Genomic DNA, 18,142 nt, shown 5'->3' with positions numbered 1-18,142 from the left:
CGACCCGCACCGAAATCGGGAGCAAAAAAGGGGGAGAACCCATTCTTCCAACCCGGAAAACGCCAAGAGTTACATTCCCGGCCATCTTCTCAACTTCACATAATCCACCTTCGCCTCATGCCGATTGTCCACAGGAATCCGCTTCACCAAACGCACTTCATCCACCGGCACTTCTCCTAACACTGCCCGCACCTGCCCTTCGCAGAGGGAAGCCCCAGCCATCGTTTCCACAAATACCCAGCGCCTCCCTCCGATCTCCACAAACGCGCTTCGAGCCACGCCCTCCAAACCATCGACGCGCACCTCCACCTCAAAGGGATACCAATACCGCCCCTCCACCTCCACGCCTGCCGACAGCCGACCCAGCAACCAGAGACGCCCCCTTTCATCCAACACACCCGCATCGCCAGTCCGATGCCAGGTTTCGCCATCGACACGGAACTTCGTCTCCTCGTCACCCACGCCATCGAGGTAGCCCTGAAGCACATGATCGCCTGCTACAACGATCTCCCCCCGACCACGCACGAGGCGAGCAAACTCCCCCTTCGTCATCGCCGCCAAAGGCTGACCTCCTCTATCCTCGACGATAGCCAACCGCACCTCCGGCACCGGTTTTCCCACCAAGAGCCCCCGTCCTTCACGCATCCTCTCCCAATCTCGTTCCTCGATTTCACCCTCTTCCACATGCGCCATCGGCTCAGCTTCGGTCGAACCATACACCGAATACACCGACATCTCTGGACGAGCTTCCCGAAGTGCTCGCAACAAAGACGGAAAGACAGGCGCCCCGCCCGTGTAAATGGCCTGGAATGCCGGGAACGCCTTTCCTCGTAACAGGGCCTGAAACAACGCTGGCGAAGCAGCACAACGAGTCACCCGCTCTACGGCCACCTGCGCGATGATCCGCTCCGCCTGGACCCGCGCCGGATGACGCAGATCCATATCCGCAATGACAGAAGTCAGCCCCGATGCCAAATTCGCAATGGCGAACACCGGCAGCGTGATCAAATCCACTTCTCCTTCCCGTAGCGAAATCGACGAAGCCAAGGCGCGATGCTGCGCCAGCAAGAAGCCCTGCGATCGCACCGCTGCCTTCGGCCCACCCGTAGTGCCGCTGGTAAACGTGACCAAAGCCGGATGCGTGGACTCCACCGCTTCTGCCTCAACGCCTTTCGCCGGCACCCATCGCCTCACCCTCGGACTCCATCCTCCCGCCTGCCAGACAACGGGAATCCGTCGCAAAGCCGGATAAAGCATACGCAGCCAGCCCGCTAATGGGCTCACCACCAGCGCCTTAGGACGCAGGCGTTGGCAACAGCGATTCACAAAATCCGGCCCACGTGAAGGATCTACAATCACCGCCACCAGACCCGCGCGCCAGGCAGCTAACAGAATTTCATAAAACCCGATCCCAACCGGATGCAAAATCACCACACCGTCCCCTGGCTGCAGTCCCGCCGCCCGGAATTCCCCCGAAAACCCACGCACCCGTTCCGCCAACTCACGATAGGAAACAACACGCCGTCGAGGCCGGGATTCCACCAGCGCCGCTCTCTCCGGAGCGCGTTCCGCCCAGTCATCGAGCAAAATCGACAGATTCATCTTGTCACCTCCTTGGCAAAAAGAGCATAGCGTCGAAACACTTGGTCACCAAAGCGCGAACTGAGTCTTCGCGAGGCATTGTTCTCGTGCTGCATCACATGCAAGGCCTTACGAAAGCCTGCTCGCCGACCCGCCGCCTGCACCCGCGACACCAGCACACTGCCTAGCCCCGCCAAGTCACGTTTCGGTCGCACCGCCAGCGTCTTCAGAATCAGGGAAGGCTCTCGACCCGCTTGCACCGCCGCCAAGTCGGGCAAGGCGAACAAAAATCCTTCCAATCTATCCTCTCTCTCCGCCAGAGCTACCAGCTCCGGTCGCACATGAGGAGCCATCTTCCCATAGGCTGCCAGGAACTCCTCCCTCTCCAACGGCGTGTAGAGATAATTCTGCGCAAACGCTTCCAAGCAAACAGCAAAAATCCTCTCCAGCTCCCCGCCGAAGCGATTCCGATCAAGCGAGCGAAACTGAATACCTCGTGCAGCCAATCGATTCTCAATATGCCCCAAATCCGGCGACTCCGTCAACGGCACCTCCGAAGAACTATAGGTCGCCAACTCGGAGAAGCCTGCCATCCGAAAATCCTCCACCCACGCCTCCGGATTCCGAGGCTCTAGGAAAAACGGAGGACGCCCATCGCTTTCCACTACCAACCGATGCGGTCGCCAGGTGTTGCCATTCATGGGACCGACCACGGCCTCAACCCCGCGCTCCCCCAAAAGCGCAACCGCCTGCTCCAGCAATCCGCGCCCCGCCTCCCGCTCCACCGCCGCATACGCACCCACACAACCCATTCGACGCCCCGGCAGCGCAGGCACCTTCGACCACCACAAGCCGCAATGAGCCCCCGGCACACACAACCACGCATCCGCACCTTGCTGCGCCGCCTCGTAGGGCGCTTCTCCATCCGGAAACTCGTCTCGCAGAAAAAGGTCCGGCTTCATAACGGCAAAAGAAACGCCCCCAGGGAAACCCCTCCCGCCGCCACGGCCTTCCAAGACCAGTTCCAGCCATTGCCTGCCCTGCGCCAGCCGAAACGATAAAAAACCACCATCGCGCCCACGAGCCCCGACAGCCCGAAAATCACCCCGAGCCAGCCATCCCATGCAAAACGGCGCAACGCCAGCCAAGGCAGCAGCAACCCCAGCAAAGGCTTCGCCAGACCCAAGTTCCAGCCCACGCCCGACAGCCCCAAAAAACGTCGCGTGCCCACATGCATCAGCCCGAGCAGCACAGCACTCGCCAGAACATGCCCGGCCAGCGCACCGGCATAGGAAACCAGGTTCAACTCATACAAGAGCAACCAGACCAAGCTCGGCGCCGCCACCGCAGCGATCTCCCTCAGCCCATGCTGTAGACTCTTGCGATCAGCGATGGCGCGCGTCGTCACAAGATGCACCGCGAACAATACCAGGGGCGGCCATAGGAACGTCGCGCCCCCCAGCGTCGCACAAGCATAGCCAAAAAGAACCGCCGCCAGCAATCCGCCGCCATCCAGACTACTCGACCGGCGCAGCAGTAGCACCAGAGCGAAGAGCGCCACCACGAAGACCACCGAAACCACCTGCCCCAAAAGCGACCGCTCCAACGCTCGATCCAGCACCAACCAGAGCCCCACTGGCAAAACAAAATTGTCCCACCCATCGCCCAGCAATCCCTCGATCACCATACCAAGCAAAGCGATCGCCAAGGCCACCAAGACACAGGTCCACCGCGTCTCCTCCGTCCCCAGCAAGAGGCCGAGATGCGCCAGCAGAAATGCTGTCAGGAAAAAGAGCGCCGAACCCTCGACCGACTTCGTTCCCTTCCAGGTCGTATAGGACACCCTCCCGTATCGCACACCACCCACCGCGCCCACCGCATCCGCCAGCGCCAGAATCCCCACTGGAATCACAAAGGCCATGGCATCGCCACGCGCCGTCGTGAAGACCGTCGCCACGCCCAGCGGAAACAACAGATCGCCGAGCGATTGCCGTTCCACGCCATGCAGCGCCTTGCCCAGCTCCAGCCGACGAAGCCCCGCCAGCACCGCCACAGCCAGACCGGCCAGAATCCAGACCGAGAGCGGCGAAGAAAAAAGCCACGGAAATCCCAGGCACCCCAGCCCGAGTCCGACATGCACCGCTTTTCTCGATAACTCCGGCGACCAACCAAAACGCGGCACCAGCGCCATCCAAGCCACCATTCCCAAAAGCACCCCCGCCATGCCGATCGCATCAGCCATCCGTCACCTCCTCCACCACAAAGCGACTGTAAAAAAACGCCGGATCACGCTGAAAGAGACGCGCCGCTTCCTCCTCCAAAGGTCGCAACCGATGCGCCAACGACTCCGGTCGGCTTCGCGGTGCCAGCATGTTCCAGTAAGCCAATCGAGCTCCCCCCCTCGCCCGCGATAGCAAAGACCGCAGCACAGACTCCGTAGCATCCGCGCTCATGTACTCGAAGATATCGCTGAGATTGAAAGCATCGAACCTCGCTTCTTTCACACCCTCAACTGGCCCTCGATGAATCTCCAGCCGCCCCTCAGCCAAGGCTTCGCGAATACGCGGGAAGTTCTCCTCTCGGAATGTTGGTGGCAGACAATCGCCATACGCGCCGTTTAGAATAAACCGAAGATAGGGATTGGCGGACGGATCCAGTTCCACCAAGGCATGACGGACCCGCCCACGAATCCGTTCCGCTACCGAGCCTTCCACATAGCGAAAAAAGGCCGGATCGCGGCCCAGCCAACCCATCACGCGACGCGAGAAGAACACCGCAAAGAGCGCCCGCCAGCGACGGTTGTCCCAGACCTCATCGTGAAAGCGCCGACGCTCCTCCCTACTTCTCGACTCCAGCAGTTCCGCCACCCGTCTACGGGAATGGCACAAGGGCAGCACCACCCGACGGAACATCGCGAAGTAGCGCTCGAACTTTCCATCACTCGCCGGACTGCGCGCTTTTTCCCAATCACAAGCATCCCAGAAAGCACACGCCTCCGAGGACAACCCCTCCCGGCAACGCCGATACAAAACTGCCCGATCCCCACAAGCTCGCACGCCCAGCAACTGCAAGAGCTCCTGCCACTCCAAACAACCAAACGCCGCCACACGCAGCTCTAGACACGCAATCTGCGCCGGATTCAGCTCTGCGGCTAAGACCGACTCCGCCCCCGCTGCCAGCAGAGCCAAACTATTATCGCCCGATGCTCCAATGCTCAGACAGCGCCTCCCCCTTGGTTGCAAGGCAGCCACCAGTATCTCCGCATCCTCCCAGGGAAACGCATAGCGAATGCGATCGAAGGCCGCGTGTTCTTGCACTTCGCTGCTCACGAGGGAAATCGGCGCACCACGCCACTGGCTCCATCTAGTTCCACTTCATCGCCTTCCTGCAGCGCTTCACAAATTCCCGTCAAGCCCACCACGCAAGGCAGTCCCAGCTCGCGCGAGACAATCGCCGAATGCGAAAGCACACTGCCACGCTCGACGAGGAGACCCGCCGCCGCCGTGAACAAAACGATCCATCCGGGATCAGTCTGTCGCGCCACCAAAATCTCTCCCGCCCGCAACGTTACTCCCTGCGGATTCTCCACTACGCGCACCTTTCCACGCACCACACCCGGCGAAGCCCCCGTACCTCGCAAATCTCCCTCCAGCACTTTATGGGTCAGTTCCGCCTGCAAGGCATTTCGCCAAAGTGGGCCACGGGTTTCAAAACGGTCCGGCGGCGTTGGCTGCTCGCGATACTCTCTGAAAAGCCGCTTCCGCTCCTCTGCCATCCCGCGCAAATCGTCTCCTGCTCTCCTCGCCTCGAACACCCCCACCACCTCCTCCATCTCCAGAAAGAACACATCTTCCGCATCTGCCAATCGACCATCCGCCGCCAACCGTCGTCCCATAGCTCGCGCCAAATCCCGCACACGACCAAAGACCCGCGTCCGCTCAAATCGCAGATTCTCCCGATCCCGGACCCGCGCCACTGCCCATTCGGCCACGCGCCGGAAAATCCAGCGCCCGAACGGGTTCTCGATTCTTCTCTCTTCCAGGGACTCCTCCGCCGAAGGCTCGCGCGGCGATAAAGCCAACGCTCCGATACCGGCCAACAGCGTCGAAGGATCATCACGTAAGTTCCGACTCTCCAACTTCAACTCCTCCAGACAACGGTCGCCGAAACGATCCAAGTAGGCTTGGTAGGCCTTGCCTACCTCTTCCAGCTCGCGCAATCGAGCCTCCCGCCGTTGCCAGGGCTGCTCGGAATCAATCAGAAACCGCGCCGTTTCTTCTTCGATCATAGCGGCCATTTCCCGCATCCGCCTAGCAGGCTCCGCACTCACGACACCACCAACACGTGAGACCAAGCGATTCGCGTAATCACCACCCGCATCCTTGGCCCACTTTTTCGCCAGCCCTTTCAGAACCCCGTAAGCGATCATCGCCAGAAAGTCGTTTACCAGCGGCGCGTCCCAGCGCGTCAGCAGTCGTTTCTCTAGATCGCGATACGCCGCCGCCAACTCCTCTCCACGCATCGCACCCGGATCGCACGGAGCGAGCGCTCGGTTCAATCGACGATAAAACGCACGAATCCGCCCACGCAGCGTAAATTGCCCCCAGACCACGCCAGCCAAAGTCCGCCCCAACGCCAGGGCATCCGCCACAGGATGTGTTTTCGCCTCTACCATCACCTTCTCCACCAGCTCTTCAGGTAAAGGCTCGCGCACGCCCATCATCTGCTCCATAAAGCCGCGATTCAGCGAAAAGCCCGGCAAGAGCGCCAGCACGCGATACCAACTCAGCAGGTTGTAATACACCCGCCCCCGCACCTGCCCGATCATCTCCTCAAAGACCGCCTCACTGCGGAAGATCCGTCGCTTGGGCACCTGAAGAATCCGGCAGAACGCGCGATACACTTCTGCATAAGCTTTACGGGCAAAGGAGTAGGTCAGCGGCGTCGTGATACCGGAATAACTCTCCGCAATGTTGCTGTTATCCCAAACGCGAAGCGTATCCTCTGGGTCCGGCAACTGCCCGAGCGTGGTGATCGGCCTCGATTGCAAGAGCCAGAGTTTCCCCGCCGCATCGAAGGCCCACTCAATATCCTGCGGCACGCCGAAGAACTGTTCGCAAGCCCGCGCCAGATCCGCCACCTGCATCGCCTCGTGCTCGCGCAGCACGTCCGGCCCCGCTACACGCTCCGCTTCTTCCGCCACCTGCCAATCCTCACCCTCCGCCTCACCGGAAACCAAAGCCTCCCCCAAGCCGCGCACTGCCGAAAGACGCACCAGGGAGCGCCGACCGCTGAGGGGATCTGCCGAAAAGGCCACTCCTGCCTTCTCGGCCTGAATCATCCGCTGCACCAGCACCGCCATGGAACGGGGTTCTTCACGACCTCGGCTCTCGCGATACAACGCCACGCGAGCCGCACGACCACTCGCCCGCACCGCCTCGATCCGTTCGGCAACCCGCTCCGGCGGCGCATTCAAGAAGCTATCAAACTGTCCCGCAAACGAGTCACTGGCCCCATCCTCATCACCCGCCGAAGACCGCACCGCAAAGACTTCGCCACCCAAACGCGCCAAAGCCTCCGGCAACCCCACTTCCTCCCTGCCCTCCAGCACCACAAACCATGGCGGAATCGACAATCCGCTTTGCGCCAAAGCCACCAAGGCCGCCGCTTTCCCGCCCAGCGGATGGTCACCCGAGATCTCTTCTGGAAAACGAATTTTCATCGCACCACCTCCTGCAACCACAAAGGGGCCAACCCCACTCCGAGATACAGCGCAATCGTCATCGACCCGGCCGCCCCCTCCAACACCTTGCCGGACGAACCTCGGCGGAAGCGAAGCGTCGCAAAACCACAAGCCACCAGTCCAGTCAGTAAAAGAACAATCGCCGTCACCATACCACTCACATACCACGCCGCCAACAGCGCGAATATCACTACCGCCAGCAGACAACCCCACCAAACGCGGAGCGCTTGCCCCGCCCCCCAGAGCTTCGAATACGTCGGCACACCCTCTTCCTCATCCTCCACACGACGTATCTTCCGCCCCAGCTCGATCACCAGACCATTGGCAAAACTCGCCGCCAGAAACCACGTCAGCCCCAAGCTCGGCGGCTTGCCCAGCGGCAGCCACAAGCAGGCCGTGGCGAACCAATCCACGATCGGCATGATGAGCATGTGGGTCCACAAATACGTAATCGGCCGCGCCTTCAACCATTCCGGAGCGAAGAACTCCACGCTCATAAGCGAAAGATACGCCCAGCCGAAAAATAAACCCCACAGCAATCCCACGTGCAGCCAAACCACAAGCCCTGCTTGGAGTAAAGCGCACAGGATGAAGATCAGCCGCAACTCACCCAGCGATACCAACCCACGCGGCACCGGCCGATACGGACGCCAACGCCGATCCTCCTCCGCATCCTTGAATTCATCCGCAATCCGCAGCTGCAGGAAGAAAAGCAAGCAAACCCCGAAAGCCACCACCCAAGCTCGCCAAGGCACCTCCGCCACCCCCGTCAAGAGCGCCGAATACGCTACCGCTCCCGCGCTGAACGCCAAGACCAACGGGCCATGCGCCGCGAGCGGAAAACGCTCCTTCTGGTACATCCACCACTTCTGCATGGCTTCGATCATAGTTCGCCGCAAGCAGCCCAGTCCAATCGATCATTTGGATAGAATCATTGATTCTAGGAATGTTTTCGCGCCAGCTTCTGGTGTGCGCGGGTGAATTCTCCAGCCGCCAAGGCCCCAATGATCGACAATTCCCCACCCAGCAGCGTCCCACAGCAAACCTCCGCCAAGGCCCGCGCCTTCCCCGTTCCCGACAATCCCAGAAGCTCCAGTGCCGCTCGCTGACTTGGTAATCCTGTCCCGCCGCCCACACTGCCAATCATCAACGCGGGCAGCGTCACCGACGCATAGAGGTCTCCGCCCTCCGTCAGCTCAAATCGCGTCACACCCACTGCGCTTTCCGCCACACAAGCTACATCCTGACCCGTCGCCAGATAGAACGCCGCCAAGCCATTGGCAAAATGGCCTTGCACCCCCAGCGTTCCGCTCAGCACTCCACCCACAGCTGACACCCGCCAGTACTCCGTCATCGCCTGAGCCGAACAATGCAGAAATTTCTCCACCAAGGCCGACGGCAACACCGCCTCTGCTGTCACTTTTTTGCCCCGCGTATCCGTGAAGGCTTTCGCGCTCGCCTTCTTATCACCGGAAAGATTGCCTTCGACATACATCGCTCGAATCGGCACCGGAGACTCTTGATCGATAAAGGCACAAACCGCCTCCGCCGCGATCGTGACCATATTCTGCCCGGACGCATCACCGGTAAAGAACTCTAGCGAGAGATACACATGATTGCCCTCCACTGTCACCGCCACATCCCGCAACTCTCCATGCGATGTCGTAGTCCCGGCGACACGCTTCAGCGCCTCCAATTGCTCCGTCACCCAAACCAAAAACCGCCCCGCATCCCCGATGGTATCAAAGAGGAAGGCCGGCGCGCGCGCCACCGATTCATAGACCACCATCGCCGAGCAGCCCCCCGCCGCATTCAGCAGGCAAATCCCGCGATGATAGCTCGCCACCAACGCCGCCTCGGAAGTCGCCAAGGGAATAGGGTACTCTCCCTGCGCGTGCAGGCCGTTCACCCGGAGCGGCCCCGCGATCCCCGTGGGAATCTTCGTCGTCCCAATGAAATTCTCGATATTCCCGGCAAAGGCTCCTGCATTCGCCTGCGTCCAGCTATCCCAGAGCGCGGGGTTGGAAGTCGCCCCTAGCCGCTTCCACAAACGCTCCACACGAGAAGGATCTGTCGAAGCACTCGGCCAAAACGAACGTGGAGCATCCCCCCCGTGAGGCAACAACTGCTCTGCCACCTCCTCGGGATCGCGACCACCCAGCAGCTCTCGGACATAATCACGCGTCAGCCCCTGTTTTCCGCTGTCCATGGAACAGAGTCGTTGATTCCCCGAAAGCGGCAAGTTGTCTGTCCTGCAGTCGGCGGCCATACGCCCCTTGCACAGCCTCTTTCACAAGGCACCCCGCACCCATCGCATAGACTCCCCACCCCCATCTGCCATGGGCAGCAGCACCAGCTCGGGAACTTCGTAGGGATGGTAGGTGGCCAGATAAGACTCAAGACTCCAGCGCGTCTTTCTTTTCCATCGCGGTCTTGGCGATGGCCACAATCTCCCCCTCCTGCTGGATCTTCCCCTCCCACACGTAGATCGACTCCGCAGCAGGCAGCAAATTCACGCGCGTCGCGAGTTGAGATTCCACGAGAGCCGTGCCGCGCTGTCGCGAGATCCGAAAAGATCAGAAGAGCGATAGCAATTGTTGCTTCGCCTGATCGAAGAGCGTGGTCTGTTGGAAAACGTTTTTGAGGCCCTACAGGAAGCCGCCCGACCCTCGCACGCGGCGGCCCAAAAAAGGGCAAAAAAGTCCTGAAAACCTTCCTCAGCCCCTAATCCTGAAGGGTTTCCAACTCGTCAGCGTAGCCCGTCATCTCGAGGTAGCCCTCTCCCTCATGGCTTCCCTTGGCCTTCACCACGCCCTCCCAGTAGCCGATCGGCTCCAAGACGAGTTCCTGTGCCGGAAAGACCGCTTTCACTTCCAGATCCACCCCTTGGCTGGGCACCCGCAGGGTCCAATCGATGGGATACTCCCCTTCGGTCCGGGGGCTTTTCCAGGTCCGGCGCGGGAGCAAATCGAAGTCGTTTTTCTTGAGGTGGATTGGCTCCCCCTCGCGGGGAATCCAGGTCCCGCTCGACATGGGGTCGGCGCTCCCATCGGACTGCCGCAGCTGGTAGAGCATCAGGCTATCGCCATTGGCGAATTGGAGGGAGAACCAATCCCAGCCCACTTGGTTGCTGGCCAGTTGGTTCGAGCCCCACTCTCGATCCAGCCAAACTTCGCCCGAGACAGACTCCGCTTTCCGACCCGGCTTCGCCACCAGCGTGCCCGTGGCTTGGAGTCGCGGAAAGGTGTAATAATGGGTGGCATTGCCGAGACCGACCGCTTTTTGGCTGACTCCATTCTGGCCGTTGAAAATCGGCCCTCGCGTCGGACGCAGAGTCAGCTCCAGCCGCCGTCCCTCGCTCTCCGCGATAACGTGAAAGCCGCCGTCCTCGGTCAGATGAAGCTCCCAGTCCTTCAGAAAAACGAGCTGGGTTGAACCGGGCCGGCCCACACCCGAGCCGCCGAAGGCCCCTCGATCGATCTCCTGCGTGTACCAGAACGCTCGCGCCCGCAGATCACTCAAGGCGAAGTGTCCAAACTGGAAATGATCCCGCACAAAGCGGGAGGCCACCGCCACCGAACCGGGCGGTCGCAGCCCTTGGCGAAAAAAGGTGATCTGAAAACCGTAGGGGCGCCCTTCCTCGGTCGCGAGGTGGCCCGTGAAATACCACCACTCCGTCTTGAAGGCGTCGTGGGCGTAGTGGTCCGCCGGGAATTGGTATTCCCAACCGGGCAGGGCCTTTTGCCATTCGGGCCATTCGGTCGCGAGGGCCCCCAGGGGGGCCTGGCTCAGAAGGAGGAGCAGCCAGAATTTCATTCGGTTCGGAGGGAGGAGGCGATGGGTTGGCTGGCGGCGGCCTTGGCCGGGAGGAGGCTGGCCACGATGGCCGCCAACGTGGCCGCGAGCGGTGTCAGCAAGAGGTCGGTCAGATTGGGGGCAAACTGGATGGTCCAGCCGAAGAAGGCCCGGTTGACGACCCAGGTCAGAATGAGCGCCAGCCCAAAACCGCACCCCACCCCCACCAGACTGCTGACCAGTCCGATGCAACCCGCCTCCGTCCAATGGAGCGCTTGCACCTGCCAGGGGCTGCCGCCGAGGGAGCGCAGGACGGAGACCTCTCGCGCCCGCTCTCGGATAAGCGTGGTCAGCGTCAGCACGATCCCCAAGACCGCCACCACGAGCGCGACCCCCCGCAGCGCATACGTGATGGCAAAGGTCTGGTCGAAGATTTCAAAGACCCGCTCCCGGAGCGTTCGATTGGAGTAGATCTGGAGCGCCCCCTCTCCCGCCGCCAACTCCCGGATCTTCTCGATCGCCCGCTCCGGCGGGAGAGGGCCGCGCAAGGTCAGGGACAGGGAGTGAAAACGATCCTCTTGCCAGAGCGAGCGGAAGTGCTCCCGCCAGAGCACGATGCGACCCCGGTCATCCGAGTAGTCGAAGTAAACGCCCGCGATCTGGAACTCCCTCTCCCCCTGCGGCGTGGGGAGCCAAATCGAATCGCCTTCGCCAACCTGAAAGCGCCTCGCGTAGGCCTCTGAGACCATGACTGCCCCCTCCTCCTGGGCCGCTTGGAACTTCTGCAAGTGGTCGCCTCCGAGAAAGCGATAGCGGTTGCCATCCCGGGCATCGATGACCCGCAGCGTGGTGGCCTCGCCATCGACCAAGGTCAGCGGGACCTCGCGGACGGTCTCCGTTTTCTCGACCCACTCGGCCTGCTGGAGTTTCTGGTAGAGCGTGGTGGGGAAGAGGGATTGCAGCCCGAGCACTTCGTTGGCAGCGGGCGTCAGGTAGAGGTCGGCGTGCATGCTCTGGCCGATCCAGGTGCCCACGGTGTCGCGGAAGCTGGCGATCATCAACGTGACGCCCGTCGTCATGGCAAGGGCCGTCATGAGGGCCGCGATGGTGACCCCGCTCCGATGAAGCGAACGCTGGAAGGTCTGAAACCCGAGCTGAAGGGAGACCGGGAAGACGAGCGAGCTGCGGAGAATCCCCTTGCCCAAACGATCTGCCACCCAGGGGCAAGGCAGGGCACAGCCAAAGGTCAGGCTGAGACAAGCCAGGAAGCTTAACCAAGGCGGACCCGTTTCCAGCGCCAGCCAACTCAGCAGCCCGGCCAAGCCAATGAGAAGCAAGCCCCAAAGGGCCATACCCGCCACCCGTCCAAGCTGGCGCTCTTGCAGTCGACCGGGATGCAAGGCCTGGACCGGATCGACCCGGGCCGCCTCTGCGGCCGGCGCGAGGCTGCCCACCACGCAGGCCGTCAAGCCCGCCAGCGCGCCCCAGACGAAGTCCGTCGGCGCCAGAGCCAAGTTCTCGATCGTGAGGAGCAAGTAGTGCGCGCTGATGGTCTCTCCCACCGCACTCGTGAGCGCCCGCGCCAGGAGAATTCCGCCCAGACTGCCCAAAACGATCCCGAGCGCTCCGAAGCAGAGAGCCTCGCCCAGAAAGAGGCCTCGAATCTGAGCCGGGCTGGCGCCGAGGCTTTTCAGCGTGCCGATCTCGGGTCGACGTTGCACCACCGACGCCACCGAAGTGCTGTAGACCAGGAACACCCCCACCAAGAGGGCGATCAAGCTGAGCGCGGTCAGGTTGAGCTGGAAGCCCGAAAGCATGTTCCCGACCTGGCGACTGCGGGCTTCGGGCGGCGCGATGGCCAGATTGGCCTGGCCCAGTTGACCGCGGAGGCGCTCGATCATGAGGTCGATCTCCCGGGGATTTTCCAGCCGGACTTGGACAGAGGAAAGCCCTCCCACCCGGCCCAAGAGTTCTTGGGCCCACCCAATGTCCATGATGGCTTGGTGACTGGATTGGCCACTGCCCAAAAAGGCCTCGGAGCCCATCGCGCTGACCTGGACTTCAACCCGTCGGCCATCGATTTCCAGCAAGACGGCCTCCCCTTCGACCAAGCCGCAGCGTTCCCTCATCGCCTCACTCAGCGAGACGGTGGCCGCCTGGGAAAGAAAGGCTTCGGTGTCGAACTCCCCGGTAAAGCCCTCTTCGGTCTGAGGCGGGAGGAAGGGGGCGTTCGTGAACAGATCCACCCCGAAGAGATGGAGGTACTCCCCGGGGTGCTCGGGAAGCACGGCATAGCCTTCCACCAAGGGAGTGGCGGCCGCGATGCCCTCGACCTGGGCCACCTGGGGGAAGAAGTCTTCATCCAAGTCCTCCGTCCGGGCGGAGACCACTAGGTGGCTGCGACCGCTCACCACGTCGAGCGTCGATTGAAAGGCCGCCGTCGCGCTGGTGTTGGTGATGCGGATGGCCAGGAAGACCGCCACTCCCAGCGCGATGCTCACCACGGTGAGAACACTGACCAGGGGACGATCCCGGAGGCGACGCAGGATCAGCAGTTGGAAAAGACTCCAGAGCACCGGAAAAACTACGCACCCCGGGGCAGCCTGGAACCCTCCTTCCGGTGCGCCGCGCTCAGGAAAGGGGCGGCGATTGATGAGCCGCCTCATGTTCGATCCCGATGGCGTCTTCGAGCGCCGACTGGACCGCTTGCAGCTTGACCGCGTCCTTGAGGGGCTCGTGCCGTTCGTCCAAAATGGAGAAGCTATCGAGAGCCGCCCCTTTTTCAGTGTGAATCCGCGCCTGGACCACTTCCAGATCCAAAGTCCGCAGGGTAAAGAAGAGATCGAAAAGCAGTCCAATCCGGTCCTGCGCCTGGACTTCCACCGTGGTGACCTTCGGGTCGTTTGTCTGCACGTAGACCCGCTGGGGAAAGCCGACCAGGCCCACCTTACGTGTCCGGACATGCCCGGAAGCTCGCTGCAAGAGGTCACCGAAAAGCGATTCGGTCGGCTGGCAGGTTTTCGCGAGATCCGCCTCGAACTGGCGGAGGATTCGCTTTGAGCGGACCGGCTCAAAGTTGGTGGTGCGGACGTGGAAGATATCGAGCACCAGTCCATCCACTCGGGTGAAAATGTCCGCCCGCATGACCGTCAGGTTCTGGGCAGCCAAAGCCGCAGCGATGCTCGCCAGGAGCAGCTCCCTCTCCTCCGAGCAAACCAGCAGCTCACTCGTTCCCCGGTTCGGGTGTTCGACCCAAGTGATGGAGGGCGTGACGCAAGCCTCTCCGCTCGACTCGAGGAGGTCCCGATGCTCTTTCACCATGCGGATGTGGCGGGCGATGGCCTCCGAATCCGGGCGGTAAAAGTAGTGCTCCGGCATGTAGGCGAAATGCGCCTTGGTCTCGGCCGCGAAGGTCTCCGGCAAAAGGCGGTCCACCTCCTTGCGGACCTCGGCCAAGGGCCGGCTGAAGCGACTGTGAAAAGCCTGCTGGTCCTCGAAGTAGCCGGTCGTGTGACGATAGAGCCGCAGCATCAAGCTCTCTTTCCAAGAGGACCAGGCTTCCTCATTCGTCCCTTTCGAATCAGCGTAGGTGAAAATGAGGAGCGCATCGAGATGGAGTTGGCTGCGTGTGATCTTAGCGAACTCGATGACCACTTCCGGGTCGTCGATGTTCTTGGTGGTGGCCGTTCTCCAAAAGGTCAGATGGTGATCCACCAGGAACATGAGCAGGCGACGTCGATCCGACTTGATCTGCAAGCGCTTGGCCACTTGGCTGGCTAGCATGGCGCTGCCGTCCTCGTGCCGCCGCACGTTCTCGGCCCGGCCCGTGTCGTGCAGGATGAGGGCGAGGTAGAGGATGAAGGGCTCGGGGAAGTCGCGGAAGAGCTTTTGCAAGAGCCCGAGGCTTTGGTGATCGGTGTCGAGCAGGCCATCCATTTCATCAATGCAGCGGAGGGTGTGCTCGTCCGCGGTGTAGCGGTGGAAGAACTCGTGCTGCACCAGGCAGGTCAGCTTTCCAAACTCGGGGAGGTAGCGACCGAGAAAGTCCAGCCGATGCATCCGGCGAAGCGTCGGACCGACCTCGCCTTTGCGGCTCAGGATCGATTCAAAAACGGCCCGGTGGTCGGCGTGGTAGCGGAATTCCTGATCGACCTTCAGCAGCTGCGCCGTGAAGAGCTGCACCAGCTCGGGCGAGAAGCGCAGGTAGCGGAGCTGGGTGTGCTGGAAGACCCGCATGATGCGCCCGGGGTCCTGAAAGAAGATCTCATCGTGCTCTGGGAAGATCCGGCTCTCGCGGGAGAAGAACCCATCAAAGTGTTCTTCCCGAGCGTTTTTGAGGGAGAAGAGCCCGCGAAAACCTTCCCGCTCTTCCTCCTCCACCTCGATTTGGAAGGCATCCAAGACCGCGTTCACATGATGAAGTAAGGCCCGCGTGTGGGTGTAGTAATCCCGCATAAAAGCCTCAATCTTCCGGAGGATGGTGTGCTGAGGGTAGGCGAAATTCTTGGCGACCACGCCCTGCATTTGGAGGGTCAAGAGGTCATTGCCCCGCCCATACTCATAATGCAGCTCATTGCGCACTCGCAGAAGGAAGTCATAGGCCCGCTGCAATTCATTGAAACTCCGCTCGGCCAGATAGCCCTCCTCCACCAAGACCTGAAGATCGAGCGTGTTGCGCTTGACCCAGGTGATCCAGATCATGTTTTGGTAATCGCGCAGGCCCCCGGCACTCTGCTTCACATTGGGTTCCTGCAAGAAGACCGTATTGAACCATTTCTTGCGACGGGTCCGGATATCGTCCACGCGGATTTTCAAGTAGTCGGCCTCCTTGCGGTCGATGCAGCTCTTGCGAAAGCTTGCTTGCAGGGAGTCAAAGAGCGCTTGCTTGCCCCAAAGAAAGCGCGCCTCGATGAGAGAAGACTTGGTCTGGTTATCTGCACTGGCTTGCTGTAGAGTCTGCTTGAGCGTGCGGGTGGCATGCCCCACCTTGAAGCCCACGTCCCAAAGCATGTAGAGAATCTCTTCGATGAAGTCCTGAGTGCTTTTGGGGAGCGAGGCGGAGCCCACGATGAAGTGGAGATCGATGTCACTGGAGGGATTGAGAAGACCCCGGCCGTAGCCTCCGGTGGCCACCATGGCGATGTGGGCCACTTGGCGTTTGCCCCCATTCTCCTCCAAAAGCGCCGTCTCGAAGAGATTCACCAAGACCACATCGAGCAAGGAGGAGCGTCGCTGGCAGATCTCGATCCCTCCCTCGCCCGCCTTGTGAGCCATCCGGATGCGGTATTCCTCCAGCTTGAGGAACCGCTTGTAAACGCGGATCAGCTCCGTGCGCGAGCGGCTCCGCTTCTTGGCTGGGAGAAGCTGCTCACTGGCGTGGGCCTGGACTTTCGCTCGATTGCCTTTTTCCCGGTCTGGGGACATCAACCCAAGAGCGTTAGGCGAGCGAAAAGCTGTCTTCCGCTGGTCCCGCTCCTGCCTGCCGCACCGCCACCCCATTGGCAGCCAAGTGAGTCAGGCAGTGGTAGACATCTTCGGTCTCGGCCCCCAAAGCCTCCGCCACCGTCTCCGCTGGGCAGGCCTCCGCCCGAAGGGCGCCCTTGACCCGGCCGAGCAGATCCAGGAATTGCGTGGCGGCCTTCTTGCCCGCCTCCACTCCCGGTTGGTGGTAGGCATTGATGTTGACCAAACTGGCGTAGAAGCTGACCGCCCGTTCGAAGAGAGCGATCAAAAGCCCCAGGTTGGCGGCATCCACCTGTGGGATACTCAAGGTCAGGTTCTCGCGACCACTGCCACTGAGGGCCGAGCGGGTCCCGCGGAGGAATCCTTGCAAGTAATCGCCGCTGGTCGCTCCGGGATCGACCTCCATGGACTCGCCACTCCGGGCCTCGCGGACCTCGATGAAGGTCGCAAAGAAATTGTTCACTCCATCCCGGAGCTGTTGGACATAGGCATGCTGGTCGGTCGAACCCTTGTTCCCGTAGACCGCGATTCCCTGATGAACGAGCTTGCCATCGAGATCGTGCTCCTTGCCCAAGGACTCCATCACCAGTTGCTGGAGGTATTTCGAAAAGAGCACCAGGCGGTCCTTGTAGGGCAGGACGACCATGTCCTTGGCCCCTCGCCCTCCCCCGGCGTAGAACCACATGAGCGCCAAAATCATAGCGGCATTTTCTTGAGTGGGCAGGGTCCGCGTCTTGGCATCCATGGCCGCGGCCCCCGCGAGAAAGGCATCCAGGTCCACCCCTTGGAGGGCCGCTGGGACCAAGCCCACCACACTCATGACCGAGGTCCGGCCTCCGACCCAGTCCGCCATGGGAAAGCGCTTGATCCAGCCTTGAGACTGAGCGTGCTGATCGAGCTGGCTGCCCGTTCCCGTGACGGCAGCCGCGTATTTCGGAAAGTCGAGGCCCGCCCTTTGGTAGGCCGCTTCCGCTTCCAGCATGCCGTTGCGGGTCTCCTTGGTGCCGCCCGATTTCGAAATCACGACCGTCAAGGTGGTAGCCAACTCGCTCCCAATGGCCGCCAGGATCTTATCAAACCCGTCGGGATCGGTGTTGTCGAAAAAGGAAATCGAAAGCGCCGCGTCATGGCCGGTCAAGGCTTCGGTGACCAACTGCGGGCCGAGCGCGGAACCCCCGATCCCCACCAGCAGGACCCGCGTGAACTTCTGGCCGGCAGGGGTCGCCACTTCCCCCTGGTGCACGGCAGCCGCGAAGGCCTTCACATTGGCCAAATCGGCTTCGATCTCGGCCGCCAGCTCGCTGGGAGCCAAGTCCGGACGACGCAGCCAATAGTGGCCCACCATGCGCCCCTCGTCTGGATTGGCGATCTCTCCCGCCTCCAACTTCGTCATATCAGAAAAGGCCCGCTCGCAAGCCGGAGCCATGGCATGGAAGAAATCCTCCCCGAAGCTCATGCGGGAGTAGTCGAGAGAAAAGCCGAGGTCTTCGTAGCGGACCAAACAATCGAGGTAACGGTTCCAGGAACTCATCCCTCGCCCTACGATCGAACATTTCGCTT

12 protein-coding genes are annotated in these 18,142 nt (G+C 61.4%); all 12 read right to left on the bottom strand.

Annotated elements, in window-relative coordinates; translation table 11 throughout:
* Nucleotides 1-69 precede the first annotated feature (69 nt).
* Nucleotides 70-1,602 carry an AMP-binding protein gene (locus tag AAF555_01505; protein MEM6910233.1) on the bottom strand — a complete coding sequence of 511 codons (1,533 nt, stop codon included), beginning with the start codon at nucleotides 1,600-1,602 and terminating at the stop codon, nucleotides 70-72.
* Entirely contained in the window at nucleotides 1,599-2,543 is a 945-nt protein-coding gene (locus AAF555_01500) for a GNAT family N-acetyltransferase (protein MEM6910232.1), read from the bottom strand. Before AAF555_01500 ends, AAF555_01505 begins: the two co-directional genes overlap by 4 nt.
* Nucleotides 2,540-3,772 carry a hypothetical protein gene (locus AAF555_01495; protein ID MEM6910231.1) on the bottom strand — a complete coding sequence of 411 codons (1,233 nt, stop codon included), beginning with the start codon at nucleotides 3,770-3,772 and terminating at the stop codon, nucleotides 2,540-2,542. Before AAF555_01495 ends, AAF555_01500 begins: the two co-directional genes overlap by 4 nt.
* Before the next feature lie 43 nt (nucleotides 3,773-3,815).
* Complete coding sequence (locus tag AAF555_01490; GenBank protein MEM6910230.1) at nucleotides 3,816-4,910, bottom strand: DUF3419 family protein; 1,095 nt, start codon at nucleotides 4,908-4,910, stop codon at nucleotides 3,816-3,818.
* Nucleotides 4,907-7,303 carry a PEP/pyruvate-binding domain-containing protein gene (locus tag AAF555_01485; protein ID MEM6910229.1) on the bottom strand — a complete coding sequence of 799 codons (2,397 nt, stop codon included), beginning with the start codon at nucleotides 7,301-7,303 and terminating at the stop codon, nucleotides 4,907-4,909. The genes AAF555_01490 and AAF555_01485 overlap by 4 nt, the downstream gene beginning before the upstream one ends.
* Entirely contained in the window at nucleotides 7,300-8,211 is a 912-nt protein-coding gene (locus AAF555_01480) for a UbiA family prenyltransferase (protein MEM6910228.1), read from the bottom strand. Before AAF555_01480 ends, AAF555_01485 begins: the two co-directional genes overlap by 4 nt.
* 53 nt (nucleotides 8,212-8,264) lie before the next feature.
* Nucleotides 8,265-9,533 (bottom strand): hydroxymethylglutaryl-CoA reductase, encoded by a 1,269-nt coding sequence (locus AAF555_01475; GenBank protein MEM6910227.1) that lies wholly within the window; start codon nucleotides 9,531-9,533, stop codon nucleotides 8,265-8,267.
* A 187-nt stretch (nucleotides 9,534-9,720) separates the two neighbouring features.
* Nucleotides 9,721-9,864: a divalent cation tolerance protein CutA gene (gene cutA / locus AAF555_01470; protein ID MEM6910226.1), complete on the bottom strand. Its 144-nt coding sequence runs from the start codon at nucleotides 9,862-9,864 to the stop codon at nucleotides 9,721-9,723.
* Nucleotides 9,865-10,048: 184 nt separating this feature from the next.
* Nucleotides 10,049-11,140: a lipocalin-like domain-containing protein gene (locus AAF555_01465; protein MEM6910225.1), complete on the bottom strand. Its 1,092-nt coding sequence runs from the start codon at nucleotides 11,138-11,140 to the stop codon at nucleotides 10,049-10,051.
* Nucleotides 11,137-13,695 carry an FtsX-like permease family protein gene (locus AAF555_01460; GenBank protein ID MEM6910224.1) on the bottom strand — a complete coding sequence of 853 codons (2,559 nt, stop codon included), beginning with the start codon at nucleotides 13,693-13,695 and terminating at the stop codon, nucleotides 11,137-11,139. Before AAF555_01460 ends, AAF555_01465 begins: the two co-directional genes overlap by 4 nt.
* A 55-nt stretch (nucleotides 13,696-13,750) precedes the next feature.
* Nucleotides 13,751-16,543 (bottom strand): [protein-PII] uridylyltransferase, encoded by a 2,793-nt coding sequence (gene glnD / locus AAF555_01455; protein ID MEM6910223.1) that lies wholly within the window; start codon nucleotides 16,541-16,543, stop codon nucleotides 13,751-13,753.
* Between the two features lie 13 nt (nucleotides 16,544-16,556).
* A complete protein-coding gene (locus AAF555_01450) occupies nucleotides 16,557-18,113 on the bottom strand; it encodes a glucose-6-phosphate isomerase (GenBank protein ID MEM6910222.1) in 1,557 nt (518 codons plus the stop codon).
* Nucleotides 18,114-18,142 lie beyond the last annotated feature (29 nt).

This window comes from Verrucomicrobiota bacterium, from assembly GCA_039027815.1.
GTDB lineage: Bacteria > Verrucomicrobiota > Verrucomicrobiia > Verrucomicrobiales > JBCCJK01 > JBCCJK01.
Note: the sequence above shows the minus strand (reverse complement) of the source record. Positions and strands in the feature narration are given on the sequence as shown.

Bases quoted from the DNA above. Each gene is read 5' to 3' on its own strand.
- AAF555_01500 (MEM6910232.1), bottom strand. From the start codon at position 2,543: ATGAAGCCGGACCTTTTTCTGCGAGACGAGTTTCCGGATGGAGAAGCG.
- AAF555_01480 (MEM6910228.1), bottom strand. From the start codon at position 8,211: ATGATCGAAGCCATGCAGAAGTGGTGGATGTACCAGAAGGAGCGTTTT.
- AAF555_01505 (MEM6910233.1), bottom strand. From the start codon at position 1,602: ATGAATCTGTCGATTTTGCTCGATGACTGGGCGGAACGCGCTCCGGAG.
- AAF555_01485 (MEM6910229.1), bottom strand. From the start codon at position 7,303: ATGAAAATTCGTTTTCCAGAAGAGATCTCGGGTGACCATCCGCTGGGC.
- glnD (MEM6910223.1), bottom strand. From the start codon at position 16,543: ATGTCCCCAGACCGGGAAAAAGGCAATCGAGCGAAAGTCCAGGCCCAC.
- AAF555_01465 (MEM6910225.1), bottom strand. From the start codon at position 11,140: ATGAAATTCTGGCTGCTCCTCCTTCTGAGCCAGGCCCCCCTGGGGGCC.
- AAF555_01495 (MEM6910231.1), bottom strand. From the start codon at position 3,772: ATGGCGCTGGTGCCGCGTTTTGGTTGGTCGCCGGAGTTATCGAGAAAA.
- AAF555_01450 (MEM6910222.1), bottom strand. From the start codon at position 18,113: ATGAGTTCCTGGAACCGTTACCTCGATTGTTTGGTCCGCTACGAAGAC.
- AAF555_01475 (MEM6910227.1), bottom strand. From the start codon at position 9,533: ATGGACAGCGGAAAACAGGGGCTGACGCGTGATTATGTCCGAGAGCTG.